Below are 15219 nucleotides of genomic sequence, written 5' to 3'. Positions count from 1 at the left end.
AAATGATCCGATCATTTCATGGGATGAAGATACCAAGAAAGACGGTGTTTTAAACAACGAAGAAAACGCCAAAGATGGCAAGGCAAACGAAACGACCGCAACCATTACGTTACCAAGTGATGTGAGTGCGACAAATACGGTTGTTGTTACTATCACAAATCCAAGCGGCGAAACAAAAACTGTAAGCATACTATCTCAAAACGGCTCTACTGCCCAGCTTGACGACGGGCGCACCATAGAGGTTAAAGACGGTTCTATAAAAATACCTGTTGAAGTAATGGAGAGCAAAAATACCAGCATAAGTGCCTTTATAAAAGATATCGCAGGAAATCAATCTAGCGAAGTTTCTTCTAGTATAACCGTAGACAACAGTATTAAATTTATAGATAGTGATATCACCTTAACAGTTTCTGAATATGATATAAAGGGCGGAGCAAGTAGTGCTGATGCCATAAAGACAGAAAGCTCATCGGCCGTAACGTCATTTACATTTACTACACAAGACGGCACAGATAGCGGATTACTAACAAATGCCGACACCAAGGTATTGTGGTTTAATGAAGATGGCAAGTTGGTAGGTAAAGAAGCAAGCCAAGGCGGTGCAACCGTAATAGAGCTAAGTGTCGACAATAACGGTCAAATTTCAACAAGCTTACTAAAACCGGTATTTCACAAAGATGGTGAGGGTAACTTATTAGACTCAACAACAACAAAAGGTGTGACGGTAGAGGCTGTAAATATGGTTGGTAGTAACGCAAGTATAGACATAAACGTAACGATTAACGATAGTACGCCAACGTCATACAATCCAACAAATAACACCATGGACATAACCATCGCAAATCCAAAATCAAACGTTACATTGGTGCTTGACTTTTCTATAAGTATGTTTGATCAAGTTAGTGCTACAGATAAGACCATGAGAGTTGATGCGGCATATAAGGGTCTTATGGCGTTACTTAATGACTACGGCACAAAAGGTGAAGAGAACGTTAAAGTAAGCCTTGTGGCATTTTCAGGTAAGGCAGCCACGCTAACAAATTCTCATGGCGATACTTGGATGAGCATAAACGACGCGAAAGCCATGATAGCAAGATACTATGCACATAGAACTGTAAACGGAAAAGAGGCATTTACTTACTCTTTAGAAAGCTCTTTGCTATCTGGCACAAATTATGATGCCGCACTTGCTAAAACCATGGAGACGTTTGATAAAAATGGTAAATTTACGGAAAAAGGCGTAGAAAATAGGATCCACTTTGTATCTGATGGCGATGCTACCGTATCTGACGCAAGTAGCACATCTTTAAGCAACACTGCGTCTATTTTATACGATGGTAAAATTTGGAATTTTGGAACAGGTAATAGATTTACCAACAGCGGTAGCTCAGGATATATCACTACAAATAGCACCGGAACAAGATTTTATAGAAATGGCAACATCGAGATAACTTCCGAGGTTACTACCGACCACGGTATTAGCAAGGTGGAAGAGAGCATTTGGAGGGAGTTTTTAACGAAAAACGGCATAATAGCCGAGTCTTATAAACTAGGCGAAGACGTAAATCTCTCAAGCTTAAATTCTATCTCTTATAACGGCATAACCGGTGAAAATACAGATGCACAGGAATTTAGCAAGTTAAAATTTGAGGCTAAAACAGCTGAAAACGTTAACTTTGTTACAAAAGCCAATGGAGAAGTCGGTTTTGACCTCGGTGCTGATGAAAATGGTACTATTAGTGTCGAAATAGATGGTAAAACTTACATATATGATATCGCTGCCAAGACTATAAACGGCGAAGCGTGCGAGATAAACAGTGACGGAGATGTGATAGCCAAAGTTGAGGTAGTAAGAGATACAGGTAGTAAGCTAGTTGTGGATCTTGCAAAGGGCACTTATGACTACACTGCTGATGAGAATGTGGCTAATAGTAAAGAAGGCGAGACTATTGATATTAAATTTACTATAACTGATGCGGATGGTGATAGTGTAACTCAAACATCTTCTTCTACGTTTGTAAATCCTGCTATACCGGAAACCCCAGTAACTCCAAGTGTGCCGACAGGACCAAGCACTATAGGTATAACAGAAACTTTTGATAATACCATAGACACGTTTAAAGGCTATAGTATAAGCAAGGATGGACAAGCTGGTTCTAGCAGATATGGCTTTGCGCATTATGATTATGATAAACATATAGGTAGTGAAGATACATATGATACTGTTAAAGTTGGCGAAACTATAAATTTCGATAATTTAACTCAAAACTATACTGTTAATAATTACTGGTTTGGAAGAACCGAGATGTCTGATGCTAGCAGCCTAGATGCAAGGATGGAGCATATCAACAGACTAGATCTTGAAAAAGGGGATAATAGTGTAGGCTTGCTTAACCTATCCGCCGATGATGTGCTAGATATGACCGATAGTATCGATACTATATTAAAAATAGACGGCGATAGTAATGATACGGTAACTGGCAAATGGGAAAAATCAACCGACTATAAAGCCGAAGAGGGATATGAGCTTTATGAAAGTAAGGTTACTTCGGGTGATCATGCAGGCGAGACTATCTACATTCAGATAGACACTGACATCAAAACAGACTTCTAATTTATCAATCAGGCGAGAGATCTTCTCGTCTGATTTTAAATATCTAAAATTTTTAATCAAACAATAAATTTAAATTACTTTTATTTATGTAAGTATGTTATTTTATTATGCATTAAGGTTGAAGTGTCTAAGGCGTAGCTTACAGAGACATAAATAAGTAGTGGCGGACAGAGAGGGATTTGAACCCTCGAGCCCCGATTAAGAGCTGCACCCTTAGCAGGGGTGTGGTTTCAGCCGCTCACCCATCTGTCCATTAGGTAAAAAAGAAATGGTATTTTAGCCAAACGCTCCTGATATATCGCTTAAATTATTCGGCATTAATTTTACTGCTTAACGCTATTTTTGGTTTAATTTACCGGGATTTGAAATGCAGATAAAGCATAATATGCCGTGCAAATCCCGGTAAATTATTGATATTTATATCTTTTTATTGATACTGGCTTTAAATTTGCTCTAAGATCTTTTCGCAAATTTCACGCGGATTTTGCGCATTGTAAATAGGTCGTCCAACCACGATAAAGTCACTTTTTTCAAGCTTCGCCATATGGATATCGGCGACGCGTTTTTGATCGTTTGCGTCTTCTTTGAAAGGGCGAATTCCTGGCGTTAGCGTTAGAAATTTATCACTTGTGGCTTCTTTTATCATCTTGCTTTCAAAAACAGAACAAACCATACCGTCAAGACCCGCTTCATAAGCACTTATGCTAAAATTTTTCACGCTTTCATTTATGTTTTTGCTATAAACAGCCTTAAATTCTTCCTCATTAAAGCTAGTAAGTGCCGATACGGCAAGGACTAGAGGGCGCACAGGAAGTGCATTTAGACGAGTTATAACCTCGCACATGGCCCGTTTTCCAGCGCTTGCATGGACGTTTATCATATCGACATTTAAATTTGCGATAACTTCGGCTGCGTCAGCCATAGTGTTTGGTATATCGTGAAGTTTTAAGTCAAGAAAGATTTTAGCTCCGCTAAGCTCTTTTAGTTCATTTATAAATTTTTCACCGTCTCTAAGGTAGCTTCTTAGTCCGACTTTTAGCCAGATGTCAAGCCCTGCTAAATCTTTTGCTAAGTTTAAATTTTGCTCGCGACTTTGCATGTCAAGCGCAACGCATAGTTTCACTTTTTTTCCTTTAATGCGCCCAAAACACCGTTTATAAAACGTGGTGAAGTATCGCTTGTAAGCTCTTTTGCAAGCTCAACTGCTTCGTTTATTACTACTGCGATATCGGTTTGTGCTTCGTTTATCTCGTAAAATCCAAGCCTTAGTATATTTCGCTCAACGATACCCACCTTATCAAGATCTCCGTCTTTTAGGTATTGTAAAATTTGTTCATCAAGTTTATCTTTGGTTGCTAAAATTTCACGAAAACTTTTTATAACACTCTCTTTGCGCTCGTTTCTGATCTTTTTTTCTTCTAAAAACTCATCTATAAACGCATCGTCAGTGTTTCCCATCTCGTAAGCATAAAGCAGTGAAACTACCGCCTGTCTAGCTTGGTGTCTAGTCGCCATTTTAGGCTCCTAAATTTTCATAAAGACTAAGCATTTCAATAACGCCGGTCATTGCTTCAAAGCCCTTGTTTCCGGCTTTGCTGCCTGCTCTTTCTATCGCTTGTCCTATGCTATCAACAGTTAGTACTCCAAATGTTACTGGTTTGCCGTATTTTAGTGTTACATTTGCGATACCTTTTGTAGTTTCGGCTGAAACATAGTCAAAGTGTGGTGTTGAACCACGTATTACCGCGCCTACGCAACAAACCGCGTCAAATTTACCGCTTGCAAGTACTTTTTCAAGTGCCATAGGAATTTCAAATGCACCAGGCACTAGGATCAGGCTTAAATTTTCTTCATTTCCACCGTGGCGCAAAAATGCATCTTTTGCACCTTCAACTAGGCGATCTGTAATGATATGGTTAAATCTAGCGTTGATGATCGCTATTTTTTCTTTGCCGTTTAGGGCTAATTTTCCTTCGATTATTTTCATTTTTATTCCCTTTATTTTAAAATTTCTTGTATTTTTAAGGTTTGTTCGACAACTTTTTCAAGTTCATCTAAATTTAGCATATTTGGTCCGTCACAAAGTGCCTCACATGGGTTTATATGTGTTTCATAGAAAAATCCATCCACGCCTACACTTGCGGCTGCCCTAGCAAGATACGGCACAAATCTAGCGTCTCCGCCGCTTTTTTCGCCAAGTGCGCTAGGCATTTGCACGCTATGTGTTGCGTCAAATACTACCGGCGCAAATTCGCGCATTAACACTAAATTTCTCATATCCACTATCAAATTTCCATACCCAAATGTGCTTCCGCGCTCGCAAAGCCAAACCCCGTTTTGCTTAGCTACCTCATATCCTTCGCCGCTTACTCCGCGAGTTTCAAGCACTTTTTTAACCGAGTGTTTCATCGCTGAAGCTGCCAGGAACTGCCCTTTTTTGATGTTTACTACCGCATTTGTTTTTGCTGCGGCTACTAACAAGTCTGTTTGACGACATAAAAATGCCGGGATCTGCAACACATCGGCAACTTTTGCGACAGGCTCGGCTTGATAGCTTTCGTGTATGTCAGTCACGATTTTATAGCCAAATTTTTCTTTTACCTTTGCTAAAATTTCACAACCTTTTTCAAGTCCCGGTCCGCGAAACGAGCTTAAGCTTGTGCGATTTGCCTTATCAAAACTTGATTTAAAATAAAAATCAATCCTACTATCTTCGTTAAATTTCTGTAGACGCTGTGCAACCGACATTACAAGCTCTTCGCTCTCGATCGCACATGGTCCTGCTATTAGTATCATTATTATTTCTCCCTTGCAACTAGTATGCCGCTTAAAATGACTAGCATTATACCAAAAAATGCCATGCTATTTGGCAAACCGTCTCCCATAAGATAGCCCACCATGAGTGAAAAGACAACATCCATATAGCTAACTGCGGCAACTATTCCCGCCTTTTTAGTGGCTGCATAAGCCTTTGTCATATAAAGTTGGAAAAAATAGCCCGCAAGTCCCATAAATACTATAAAAATAACTCCTTTTAGGCTTGGCATAACAAACGGAGATAGCAAAAAGTCAAGTGGCTCAAACTGCACAACTTCGGCTGTTCCCATTAATATCATCGGAAGTAGTGTTCCCCAACCCATAAAGCTAAGTACTATAACGCTTGTATCATAGCTTTTGCGCAAAGAACGCACGCTAAGCATAGCAAGTGCGGCTCCAACACCGCTCCAAAGTCCAAGCCAGTCGGATTTACTTATGCCTAAATTTGGTTGAACTATAAACAAAATTCCTATAAAACCTAAAAATATCGCTCCCCAGCCCTTGTAGCTAAGCGCCTCTTTTAAAAATATCGCTGCTAAAACTGCTGTAAAAATAGGGCTTGTTTTTTGAAATGTATACGCAGCACCTAAATTTATATGAGCGATATTGTAAAATAAGGCAAAAAGTGCGACCGTGCCGATAAAGCCACGAAACATAAGCACGAAAAACTGTCCGCCTTTTTGATTTGTCGGTGGTTTTTTGTATATCGCATAAAGCACAAGGATAAGACCTACGAGGTTTCTAAAAAAGACAACTTCTACGCTTGACATCTCAGCGCTTAATACTTTTGCAAAAGCACCGACCGCTGCAAAATACATACAAGCTATTATCATATAGTAAGCACCCAAATGGTGCAAAATAAATCTATGCAAAACAAAACTTTCTTTTAAATTTAAGGCGTATTGTAGTGCAAAACGGCTTAAATTAATGAATAAAAAGCTTAAATTCTGTATAATCCCCAAAAATATTTATGATGAAATTTACAATGAAAAACATATCGGAGACGAATTTCTCACGATGTATCATATCAAGTAGATAAAGAAATTTTTAGTATAATAACGACTAATTACAAAGGAAAAACGTGCAAAAAGTTATATTAGTTGGAAAACCAAATGTTGGAAAAAGTTCGCTTTTTAATCGTTTGGCAAGGCAGAGGATAGCTATCACTAGCGATGTCAGCGGCACGACACGTGATACAAACAAAGCCGTTGTCGATATCGAGGGTAAAGAGTGTTTGCTTATCGATAGCGGCGGACTTGACGATAGTTCGGAACTGTTTCGTAACGTCAAGATCAAAACCCTAAACGAGGCTAAAAATTCAGACGCCATCATCTATATGGTGGATGGTAAATTTATGCCGGATGACGAAGACCGCATGATGTTTTATGAGCTTAGTAAGCTTAATATCCCGATCGCTCTTGTGATAAACAAAGTAGACAGCAAAAAGGACGAAACTAGGGCGTGGGAATTTATAAATTTTGGCGTAAAAGATCTTTTTCAAATTTCAGTAAGCCATAACACAGGACTTGATGAACTTACGGAGTGGATAGCAAAACACCTAAAAGACGATGTGTTAAAGGCTGATGTGAGTGATGATTTTGATGACTTTTTGGAAGAATTTGATGATGAGGGCGAGTTTAGGGCAGATGAAAATTTCGCCGAAAAAAATATTAAAGTAGGTATCATAGGGCGCGTAAATGTTGGTAAGTCAAGTCTCTTAAATGCACTTGTAAAAGATTCTCGTGCCGTAGTTAGCGATGTAGCAGGAACCACGATAGACCCTGTTAATGAAATTTACGAACACGAGGGTAGAATTTATGAGTTTGTCGATACGGCAGGTATTAGAAAGCGCGGTAAGATAGAAGGAATAGAAAGATATGCGCTAAACAGAACCGAGAAAATTTTAGAACAAACCGACATTGCACTACTGGTGCTTGACTCTAGCGAGCCTTTAACCGAGCTTGATGAGCGTATAGCCGGTCTTGCTAGTAAATTTAACCTTGGCGTGATAATCGTGCTAAACAAATGGGATAAGAGCGAGTGGGAATTTGACGAATTTTGCAAGGAGATAAAAGACCGCTTTAAATTTCTTGCTTATGCGCCTATTATCAGCGTTTCGGCGCTTGGAGGCAAACGCGTTCATAAGCTATACGGACTTATACAAGAGGTTTATCAAAATTTCACTCAAAAGATACAAACCTCAAAGCTAAATGAGGTCGTAGGAGAAGCTACAAAACTACATCCTATACCGCGCGAAAAAGGCAAAAGCGTTAAAATTTACTACGCAGTGCAGTTTGGTTTCGCGCCTCCTCGTATTGCGCTTGTTATGAACAAGCCAAGAGCGCTTCACTTTAGTTACAAACGCTACCTTACAAATAAACTTAGAGAGAGTTTTAGCCTAAGCGGCACTCCGGTAGTTTTGATACCGAAAAACCGTGGGGAGAGCGATGAAGATAAAGAATAATAATATAGTTCTTATAGGATTTATGGGGGTTGGCAAAGGAACTGTCGCTAGGGCTTTAAGTAAGAGTTTAAAGACCATGAATTTAGACTGCGATGATTTGATAGAAAGCTCGGCAAATATGAAAATCAAAGATATTTTCTCGACATACGGAGAGACGTATTTTAGAAATTTAGAAAAAACTTTGGCTAAATTTCTAGCTTCTAGTGTAAGAAACGCCATTATCTCAACCGGAGGCGGATTTATACACGCAAAAGATATCAAGAAAATAGGCACGACAATCTATCTAAAATCAAGCTTTGACGCGATAATAACTCGTATGCAAAATAGTGAAAATAGTGAAAAAAAATTTGCTAAAAGACCGCTTTTAAAAGACCCAAATAAAGCAAGAGAGCTTTTTAACTCAAGGGTTGAAATGTATGAAAAAAAGGCGGACATAACAATAAATGTAGAAAACAAAACACCAAAGCAGATCGTAAAAGAGATAAAGAAAGCTTTGAGCTTAAAGGATAAAAATTGAGAGTTTTAACTGGACTTCAGCCAAGCGGAAAACTTCACCTTGGTAATTATTTCGCAAGTATAAAACAAATGGTGGAAGCACAAAAGAGCGAAGATATGTTTATGTTTATCGCAAATTATCATGCGATGACATCTGTAAGCGACGCTAAAAGGCTTCGTGCAAATACGCTTGAGGCGGCATCCGCGTTTCTAGCCCTTGGCATAGACCCGCAAAAATCTACATTTTGGATACAAAGCGATGTAAAAGACGTGCTTGAGCTTTACTGGATACTAAGCCAATACACACCTATGGGGTTACTTGAAAGAGCTCATAGTTATAAAGATAAAATTGCCAAAGGAATTTCGGCTAACCATGGACTTTTTAGCTATCCGGTCTTAATGGCGGCTGATATTTTACTTTTTGGTTCAGATGTGATTCCTGTTGGAAAAGACCAAATCCAACATGTTGAGATAGCGCGTGATATCGCTATAAAATTTAATAACGAGCACGGTGAAATTTTTAAACTTCCTACACACAAAGTTGATGAAAATGTTGCGACCGTGCCAGGAACCGATGGTGCAAAGATGAGCAAAAGCTACGGAAATACTATCGATATCTTTGCGGACGCAAAAACGTTAAAAAAACAAATTTCAAGTATTGTAACCCAAGCTGTGCCACTAGAAGCACCTAAAGAGTGGCAAAACTGTAATGTCTATAATATTGCAAAACTTTTCTTGGATCAAATAGGACAAGAGGAGTTACAAAAACGTTATGAGCGTGGCGGTGAAGGTCACGGACACTTTAAGATGTATCTAAATGAGCTTGTTTGGGAGTATTTTTCTGAAGCAAGAGAGAAATTTGGTTATTACCAAAGTCATATGGATGAGGTTGCTGAAATTTTAGAAGCAGGAGCTAAAAAAGCCAAAGAAGTGGCATCTAATGTCATGGAAAAAGTAAGAGAAGCTACCGGAGTTTATTGATATTTGGGCTAAAATTAGCCCAAATTCTTACTTGTCACATTTTTATCATTTTTCTTTCAGACCGCTTTGGTCGCAAAATAAATTTTCAACTTATTAAATTTTGGTATTTAAAGAATTTTTGGATAGATGATTATAACTGTTTAAAGCTAAATTTGATAAAATAGCCCTTATTTTAGATAAAGGCGGAGCAAAATGATAAATTTAAGACTGATCGAAACAAATTTTGACGAATTTAATAAAAAACTTATAGCAAAAAAAGTCGATACAAATTTACTTAAAAATTTACTTGATACATATAATGATCTAAAGGCAAAACGCGTTATGCTTGAAAATTTTCAAGCGATACAAAATGCAAAAAGCAAAGAGCTTGGTATAAAAAGTAGAAACGGCGAAAATACAGACGCCTTGCGAGAAGAGTTAAACGCCAACAAAGCAGCGATGGGCGATGCTTCTGAGATAGTAAGAGAGCTTGAAGAAAAGCTTGAAGAGATAGCTTCAAGCGTGCCAAATATCATAGATGACGATGTGCCGTTTGGTGAAGATGAAAACGACAACGTTTGTGTAAAAACAGTGCTTGAGCCACGTAAATTTGACTTTGAACCAAAGGCTCACTACGAGCTTGGCGAAGAGCTTGGATGGCTTGATTTCGAGCGTGGAGTTAAAATTTCAGGATCACGTTTTACGATACTTAGAGGCGAGGCAGCTAGACTTAGTCGTGCACTTGTTAACTATATGATAGACTTTAACACGGCTCGCGGTTTTGAGCTTGTTAATGTTCCGTTTTTAGTAAATGCAAACACCTTATACGGCACAGGTCAGCTACCAAAATTTGCCGATGATCTTTATAAGATAAATAATGAAAATTTATACCTGATACCAACAAGTGAAGTGCCTGTTACAAACATTTATAATGATGAAATTTTACAAAGCGAAGAGCTTCCGATAAAGATGACCTGCTACTCTGCGTGTTTTAGGCAAGAGGCTGGTAGTGCAGGACGAGATACTCGTGGCATGATACGTCAACATCAGTTTGAAAAAGTAGAGCTTGTAAGTATCACTAAACCTGAAGATAGTCAAAAAGTTTTGCAAGAAATGGTTGAGTGCGCTTCTGATCTACTTACTTCACTAGGACTTGCACATCGTCATATGCTACTTTGCAGCGGAGATCTGGGATTTGGTGCGGCAAAGACTATCGACCTTGAAGTCTGGTTACCTAGTCAAAACAAATACCGTGAGATAAGTTCGGTTTCAAACACTCGTGATTTTCAAGCAAGAAGGGCTAAAATTCGCTATAAAGACGGAAAGAAAAATGCCCTCGTGCACACGCTAAACGGCTCAAGTCTGGCAGTCGGCAGGACACTTATAGCTATAATGGAAAACTATCAAACCAAAGATGGTAGAATTGAAATTCCAGAAGTTCTTAAAAGGTATATGTAGTGCCTCAAAACCAAGATGAAGAGGTCTTGATACTAAAGCCTCCTGGCGAGGAGACGACAGAATCTGAGTCGGAAGAGCAGATAGTCTCTCTTGAGAGTATTCAAGATCCAAATTTGCTAATTGGCGATGAGATACCAGAACCTATAGAGGTTAAGAAATCACCTAAAAAACTATATATCATCATTGCCGTAGTTGTCTTGGTTATTATTATTTTGCTTATTGTTTTGATTTTTTTGTTAAAAAAAGACAAGGGCAATGAGATAGACGCCACAGGACTTGCTCAAAAGATAGAGTCAAACTATAAAACACAAGATTTTGCCGCATCAAGAATTGACGATATGATCGCAAAAGCAAACCAACTATATGAAAAAGGCAATAAATTTGAAGCATTAAAAATTTATGAAAATATAGCAACTTACAACCAGTCTTTATCCAACTATAATCTTGGCGTTTCGCAGATGAAGCAGGGAAATTGCGAGCAAGCCGTCATATCGTTTAATAAAGCCATACAAGATAGAGAAAACACAACCGTAAGTGCGATAAATGCGGCGGTTTGTTCGCTTGAAACCAACAGCACGCAAAATTTCAACTACTACATCGGACTTGCAAATTCCTTTTTGCAAAACGAAGTAAATTCGCCGCTTTACAGTTACTATCATGCGCTTATAAATTATTATAAAGGTAATTATTACGAGGCTTTGCAATCGCTTAAGCACCCAAGTAGCGAACATTATAAAGACAAGTATGTTTATTTAAGCGCTAAAATTTCGTCTATCTTAAAGGATGATCAAGTGGCCATTGACAAGCTTGAGTCACAAAAAGATTTTAATGCCAATATCACCTTGGCCCAACTTTATGCAAATGAGGCTAATTACGATAAGGCAAGAGACTATCTAAATAAGGCCGCAAGAAACACAACAAACCCCGATCTTATAAAAATGATAGCGGCGATAATTGATTTAAAGACCGGATTTTATAAAGATGGGGCGAGATTCATACGTGATGTTTATACCGCAGATCCATTAAAGCCAAGTCAAATTTTTAAGATAAAAGCGACTTTAAATCCCGAAATATTTGATGTAAATTTAGCTCAAATGAGCTTTAGCGATGAGATATTTTTTAACAAGGCAAGACGTTATGAAACGCTGTTTTATTTTGCTCCATATAAGGTTTTTGATGTAAAGCAAAGCATAGAGTATATAAGAAAAGGCGGTGTTAGTGTATTTTTAGACGATACTTCTACTGCGAATGACTTTTTAAGTAAGAGCGCGACCGTTTCAAAGGTAAATATCGAGCTTTCAGGTGTTATCGCCAAGGCTTTAAACTACAGACTAAAAGAGGCAAACCGCGACTTTATCGAGCTTGCCAAGCTTTATCCTCAGCACTCTATACTCCAGTATAATCTAGCCTTAAGCTATGCTCAGCTTGGAAATTTTTCACTTGCAGCAAAGCATTTTGCGTCAAGCTATCATTTAGATCCTAATAACCATCTAGCTGGAATTTTTGCCGCTTTTAGCTACGATATGACCCAGTCTTTAGACTCTAAATTTATAGGAGAGATAACTGAAAATTTAGAGAGTGATAAAAATTTAAAACAAAACAACCTATACACTTCACTCTTAAATTTGATAAACTCAAATCAAAGCGCGATGATGAGATGGCTTGAGGAGCCAAAAGAACAGACTATGTTTAATGTTGCCTTTGATGCGATAATATCAAAAATAGTAGGAAGAGATGATGTTATGCAGCAAAAAACTGACATCCTAGTTTCTTTGCTTCCAAACGACATAATGACTAATATCTTAAATTTCATAGCTTATAACAAGCAAGAAAACATAAAAGAGTATGCACAAAAGATACAAATTTATTTCAAAACGAAAAAACTTGACGTAGAGGCATTTTATCACGGCGCAAATATAATCAGAAAGCAATACATAAAACTACTTCAAATTTCCGGTCTTTTAAGCCACGAGCGCGAAAAGATAAAAGAGCAATTAAGAAGTGCCCCTGAAAATGTAAATATCATGCAGACTTTGGCGTATATTGAGCTTTTTAGTAACGACTTTGAAGAGTCATTTAGACTTTATAACAAAATTATCGATGAGTATAATATCCAAGATGCTTCCACTTTATTTTTAGCATCCGTTGCGGCAACCGGAGCAAACCAACCACAAAATGCCATAGCGCTTTTGGAGCTAACAAAGCTAACCGATCCTAATGCTATAGAAAATCGTGTCGCACTTGGATACTTGTATCATCAAATCGATAATATAAACGCTGCCCTGATACAATATGACAAGATAGGAAATACTGATCATAAGAATGAATTTTATGATTTTATGATCGATAATGAGAAATAATAACTTTATCTTTACGATAATACAACGTTAATTAGATATAATTTTAAAATTTTAATTTTATTTTTTAAAGGAGGAATTTGTGGGAAACTTTTCTATACGTAAGAAAATATATGTTCCTATAGTATCTTTATTCGTGATCGCGATAGCTATCATGTTTATGTTTTTCTTAAACGGTAGCAAGGAGATCGAGGGTAATGTAATATCGGACAAGGAGAAGAATTTTAGGCTTTTTACTGCTGAGAAATTAAATTCAAAAATTCAGGTCGCATCGCTTGGCGCTATAAATTTAGCTCAAAATAAATTTGTGATAGATGCGCTTTTAAGCAATGACAAGGCTATGCTGAAAAATGAGCTAAAAAAACTTGTTGAAAGCTATAAAGACAACTCTATATATCAAAATATGAAAATTCACGTTCATACTGCAGATGTTAAGAGTTTTTTAAGACACTGGAGCGATAAATCGGGGGATGATCTAAGCTCATTTAGAAAAAGTATCTTGCAGGTTAAAAACACCAAAAAACCATTGGTTGCCATAGAGGCAGGAGTAGCCGGGCTTGAGCTTAGAGGTATAGCTCCGATATTTTACGAGGGCGAATACATAGGCTCGGTTGAGATCATGCAATCTTTCGAATCAATCGTAAAAGATCTAAAAAAGGAGCTAGGATTAAGCGCTGCCATAGTTATGGATAACGCCTTGCTTGGTTCCGCGGGAGGCTTAAAAGACGCTCCAAAAGTCGTGCAAGGTAATTATACTGTAGCGCAAAAGATGGATGGTGCAGATGCAAATTTTATAAAAGAACTAAGCGATGTTAGCAAAAGCGACTTGAAAGATAGGTTCCAAACTTCAGGCTATTTTGTTGTAAGCATACCACTTGAGGGATTTGACGGCTCAAGTATCGGATATATATTTGCTGCTGATACTCAAGAAAATATGTACTCTGCCATAATGGTGGCTAAAGATAGCATGGTAGATCAGATCATGGTCACGGTTGTTGCTGTGGTTTTGGTGCTTATTTTACTAACAATGGTCTTAAAATCAATAATTCTTACGCCTATAAATAACCTACAAGATCACGCTAAGGAATTAGCCGTTGGAGATGGCGATCTTACTAAGAGAATCCCCGTTCAAAGCAATGATGAGCTAGGACAAACCGCGAAAGAATTTAACAACTTCATAGAAAAAGTAAGACTAACGGTTGAGGCGGCAAAAGACGTTGGTAATGAAAATGCTTCTATCTCAAGTGAGCTTTCATCAACAGCAAGAACAGTTGGTAGAAGCGTAGAAGAGACAACACAAACCATACAAAACACATTTGAGATGTCTGGTAAGATAAGAGAAGATATAAGAACATCTTCGCAAGACGTGTTTGAAACGGCTGAAATTTTAAAAGGTGCGGCATTAAAATTAGCTGATGCTAGAAATGACATCCAAGATATCTCTAAAGATATACAGCAAACTTCAGAAAATGAGCTTGAACTATCTAATCACATGAAAGTTCTAACCTCAAATGCCACTCAGATAAAAGACGTGTTAAATGTTATCTCAGATATCGCGGATCAGACAAATTTACTTGCCTTAAACGCTGCTATCGAGGCGGCTCGTGCTGGTGAGCAGGGAAGAGGATTTGCTGTTGTTGCAGACGAAGTTAGAAAGCTTGCCGAAAGAACTCAAAGTAGTTTATCGGAGATAAATATAACGGTTGGTTCTATAGTTGAGTCTGTTGCTCAGGCTAGCTTAAGAATGGAAGAGAACGTCAAAAAGACACAAAATTTAATCCAAATAGCACATAAAACCCAAAATACTGTTGAGATCGCAAATGAAGAGATGAGAAAAGGTGAGCAACAGTCTGAAAAAAATGCAAAAGAATTTGCTCAAAAAGGTGATAATATCGATGAGGTTTTAAGTAGGATCGAAAAGATAAATGAGATAAGCGCGATAAACATGAGAAATACAGAAGAGATCGCAGCGGCAGCCGAACATCTACAAAGTGTCGGCGAGAAATTAAATCAACTTCTTATCAAATTTAGAACCTGAATTTAAAGGCATGGAG

Annotated in this window: 11 protein-coding genes, 1 tRNA gene and 2 pseudogenes; 8 read left to right on the top strand and 6 right to left on the bottom strand. The window is 38.0% G+C overall.

Going from position 1 to position 15219, the window contains the following annotated elements; all coding sequences use genetic code 11:
- A partial coding sequence (locus CCAL9328_RS09130; protein ID WP_170000492.1) for a vWA domain-containing protein occupies positions 1-2614 on the top strand: 2614 nt, incomplete at its 5' end.
- 161 nt (positions 2615-2775) lie between these two features.
- Here CCAL9328_RS09130 and CCAL9328_RS09125 read toward each other — a convergent pair.
- From CCAL9328_RS09125 to CCAL9328_RS09100, 6 genes are all read right to left on the bottom strand, one after another.
- A tRNA-Ser gene (locus CCAL9328_RS09125) sits at positions 2776-2866 on the bottom strand.
- 190 nt (positions 2867-3056) lie between these two features.
- A complete protein-coding gene (gene pyrF, locus CCAL9328_RS09120) occupies positions 3057-3737 on the bottom strand; it encodes an orotidine-5'-phosphate decarboxylase (protein ID WP_169938372.1) in 681 nt (226 codons plus the stop codon).
- Positions 3734-4129: a transcription antitermination factor NusB gene (nusB, locus tag CCAL9328_RS09115; RefSeq protein WP_170000491.1), complete on the bottom strand. Its 396-nt coding sequence runs from the start codon at positions 4127-4129 to the stop codon at positions 3734-3736. The genes pyrF and nusB overlap by 4 nt, the downstream gene beginning before the upstream one ends.
- A gap of 1 nt (position 4130) precedes the next feature.
- On the bottom strand, positions 4131-4601 hold the full coding sequence (ribH, locus tag CCAL9328_RS09110) for a 6,7-dimethyl-8-ribityllumazine synthase (RefSeq protein ID WP_170000490.1): 471 nt from the start codon (positions 4599-4601) through the stop codon (positions 4131-4133).
- Between the two features lie 11 nt (positions 4602-4612).
- The gene (kdsA, locus tag CCAL9328_RS09105) at positions 4613-5410 is read right to left on the bottom strand and encodes a 3-deoxy-8-phosphooctulonate synthase (RefSeq protein ID WP_194239133.1); all 798 of its coding nucleotides are present in this window, start codon (positions 5408-5410) and stop codon (positions 4613-4615) included.
- A gap of 2 nt (positions 5411-5412) precedes the next feature.
- The gene (locus tag CCAL9328_RS09100) at positions 5413-6264 is read right to left on the bottom strand and encodes a DMT family transporter (RefSeq protein ID WP_169938454.1); all 852 of its coding nucleotides are present in this window, start codon (positions 6262-6264) and stop codon (positions 5413-5415) included.
- Between the two features lie 248 nt (positions 6265-6512).
- On the opposite strand from CCAL9328_RS09100, the gene der reads away from it, so the two are divergent.
- The 7 genes and pseudogenes from der to CCAL9328_RS11340 all read left to right on the top strand — a co-directional run.
- A complete protein-coding gene (gene der, locus CCAL9328_RS09095; protein WP_169972413.1) occupies positions 6513-7895 on the top strand; it encodes a ribosome biogenesis GTPase Der in 1383 nt (460 codons plus the stop codon).
- Complete coding sequence (locus CCAL9328_RS09090) at positions 7879-8412, top strand: shikimate kinase (RefSeq protein ID WP_170000489.1); 534 nt, start codon at positions 7879-7881, stop codon at positions 8410-8412. The genes der and CCAL9328_RS09090 overlap by 17 nt, the downstream gene beginning before the upstream one ends.
- On the top strand, positions 8409-9371 hold the full coding sequence (trpS, locus tag CCAL9328_RS09085) for a tryptophan--tRNA ligase (protein ID WP_170000488.1): 963 nt from the start codon (positions 8409-8411) through the stop codon (positions 9369-9371). Before CCAL9328_RS09090 ends, trpS begins: the two co-directional genes overlap by 4 nt.
- Positions 9372-9563: 192 nt before the next feature.
- Complete coding sequence (gene serS / locus CCAL9328_RS09080; RefSeq protein ID WP_169938385.1) at positions 9564-10808, top strand: serine--tRNA ligase; 1245 nt, start codon at positions 9564-9566, stop codon at positions 10806-10808.
- The gene (locus tag CCAL9328_RS09075; RefSeq protein ID WP_170000487.1) at positions 10808-13168 is read left to right on the top strand and encodes a tetratricopeptide repeat protein; all 2361 of its coding nucleotides are present in this window, start codon (positions 10808-10810) and stop codon (positions 13166-13168) included. Before serS ends, CCAL9328_RS09075 begins: the two co-directional genes overlap by 1 nt.
- 151 nt (positions 13169-13319) lie before the next feature.
- A pseudogene (locus CCAL9328_RS11345) lies at positions 13320-14345 on the top strand (cache domain-containing protein); the annotation flags it as partial.
- A gap of 351 nt (positions 14346-14696) precedes the next feature.
- Positions 14697-15203: pseudogene (locus CCAL9328_RS11340) on the top strand (methyl-accepting chemotaxis protein); the annotation flags it as partial.
- Positions 15204-15219: the final 16 nt, after the last annotated feature.

This window comes from Campylobacter sp. RM9328, from assembly GCF_012978615.1.
This window is presented reverse-complemented; position numbering and strand designations above follow the sequence as displayed.

Coding starts and splice junctions, on each gene's coding strand:
- nusB (WP_170000491.1), bottom strand. CDS start 4,129: ATGGCGACTAGACACCAAGCTAGACAGGCGGTAGTTTCACTGCTTTAT.
- ribH (WP_170000490.1), bottom strand. CDS start 4,601: ATGAAAATAATCGAAGGAAAATTAGCCCTAAACGGCAAAGAAAAAATA.
- kdsA (WP_194239133.1), bottom strand. CDS start 5,410: ATGATACTAATAGCAGGACCATGTGCGATCGAGAGCGAAGAGCTTGTA.
- CCAL9328_RS09100 (WP_169938454.1), bottom strand. CDS start 6,264: ATGATAATAGCTTGTATGTATTTTGCAGCGGTCGGTGCTTTTGCAAAA.
- CCAL9328_RS09090 (WP_170000489.1), top strand. CDS start 7,879: ATGAAGATAAAGAATAATAATATAGTTCTTATAGGATTTATGGGGGTT.
- serS (WP_169938385.1), top strand. CDS start 9,564: ATGATAAATTTAAGACTGATCGAAACAAATTTTGACGAATTTAATAAA.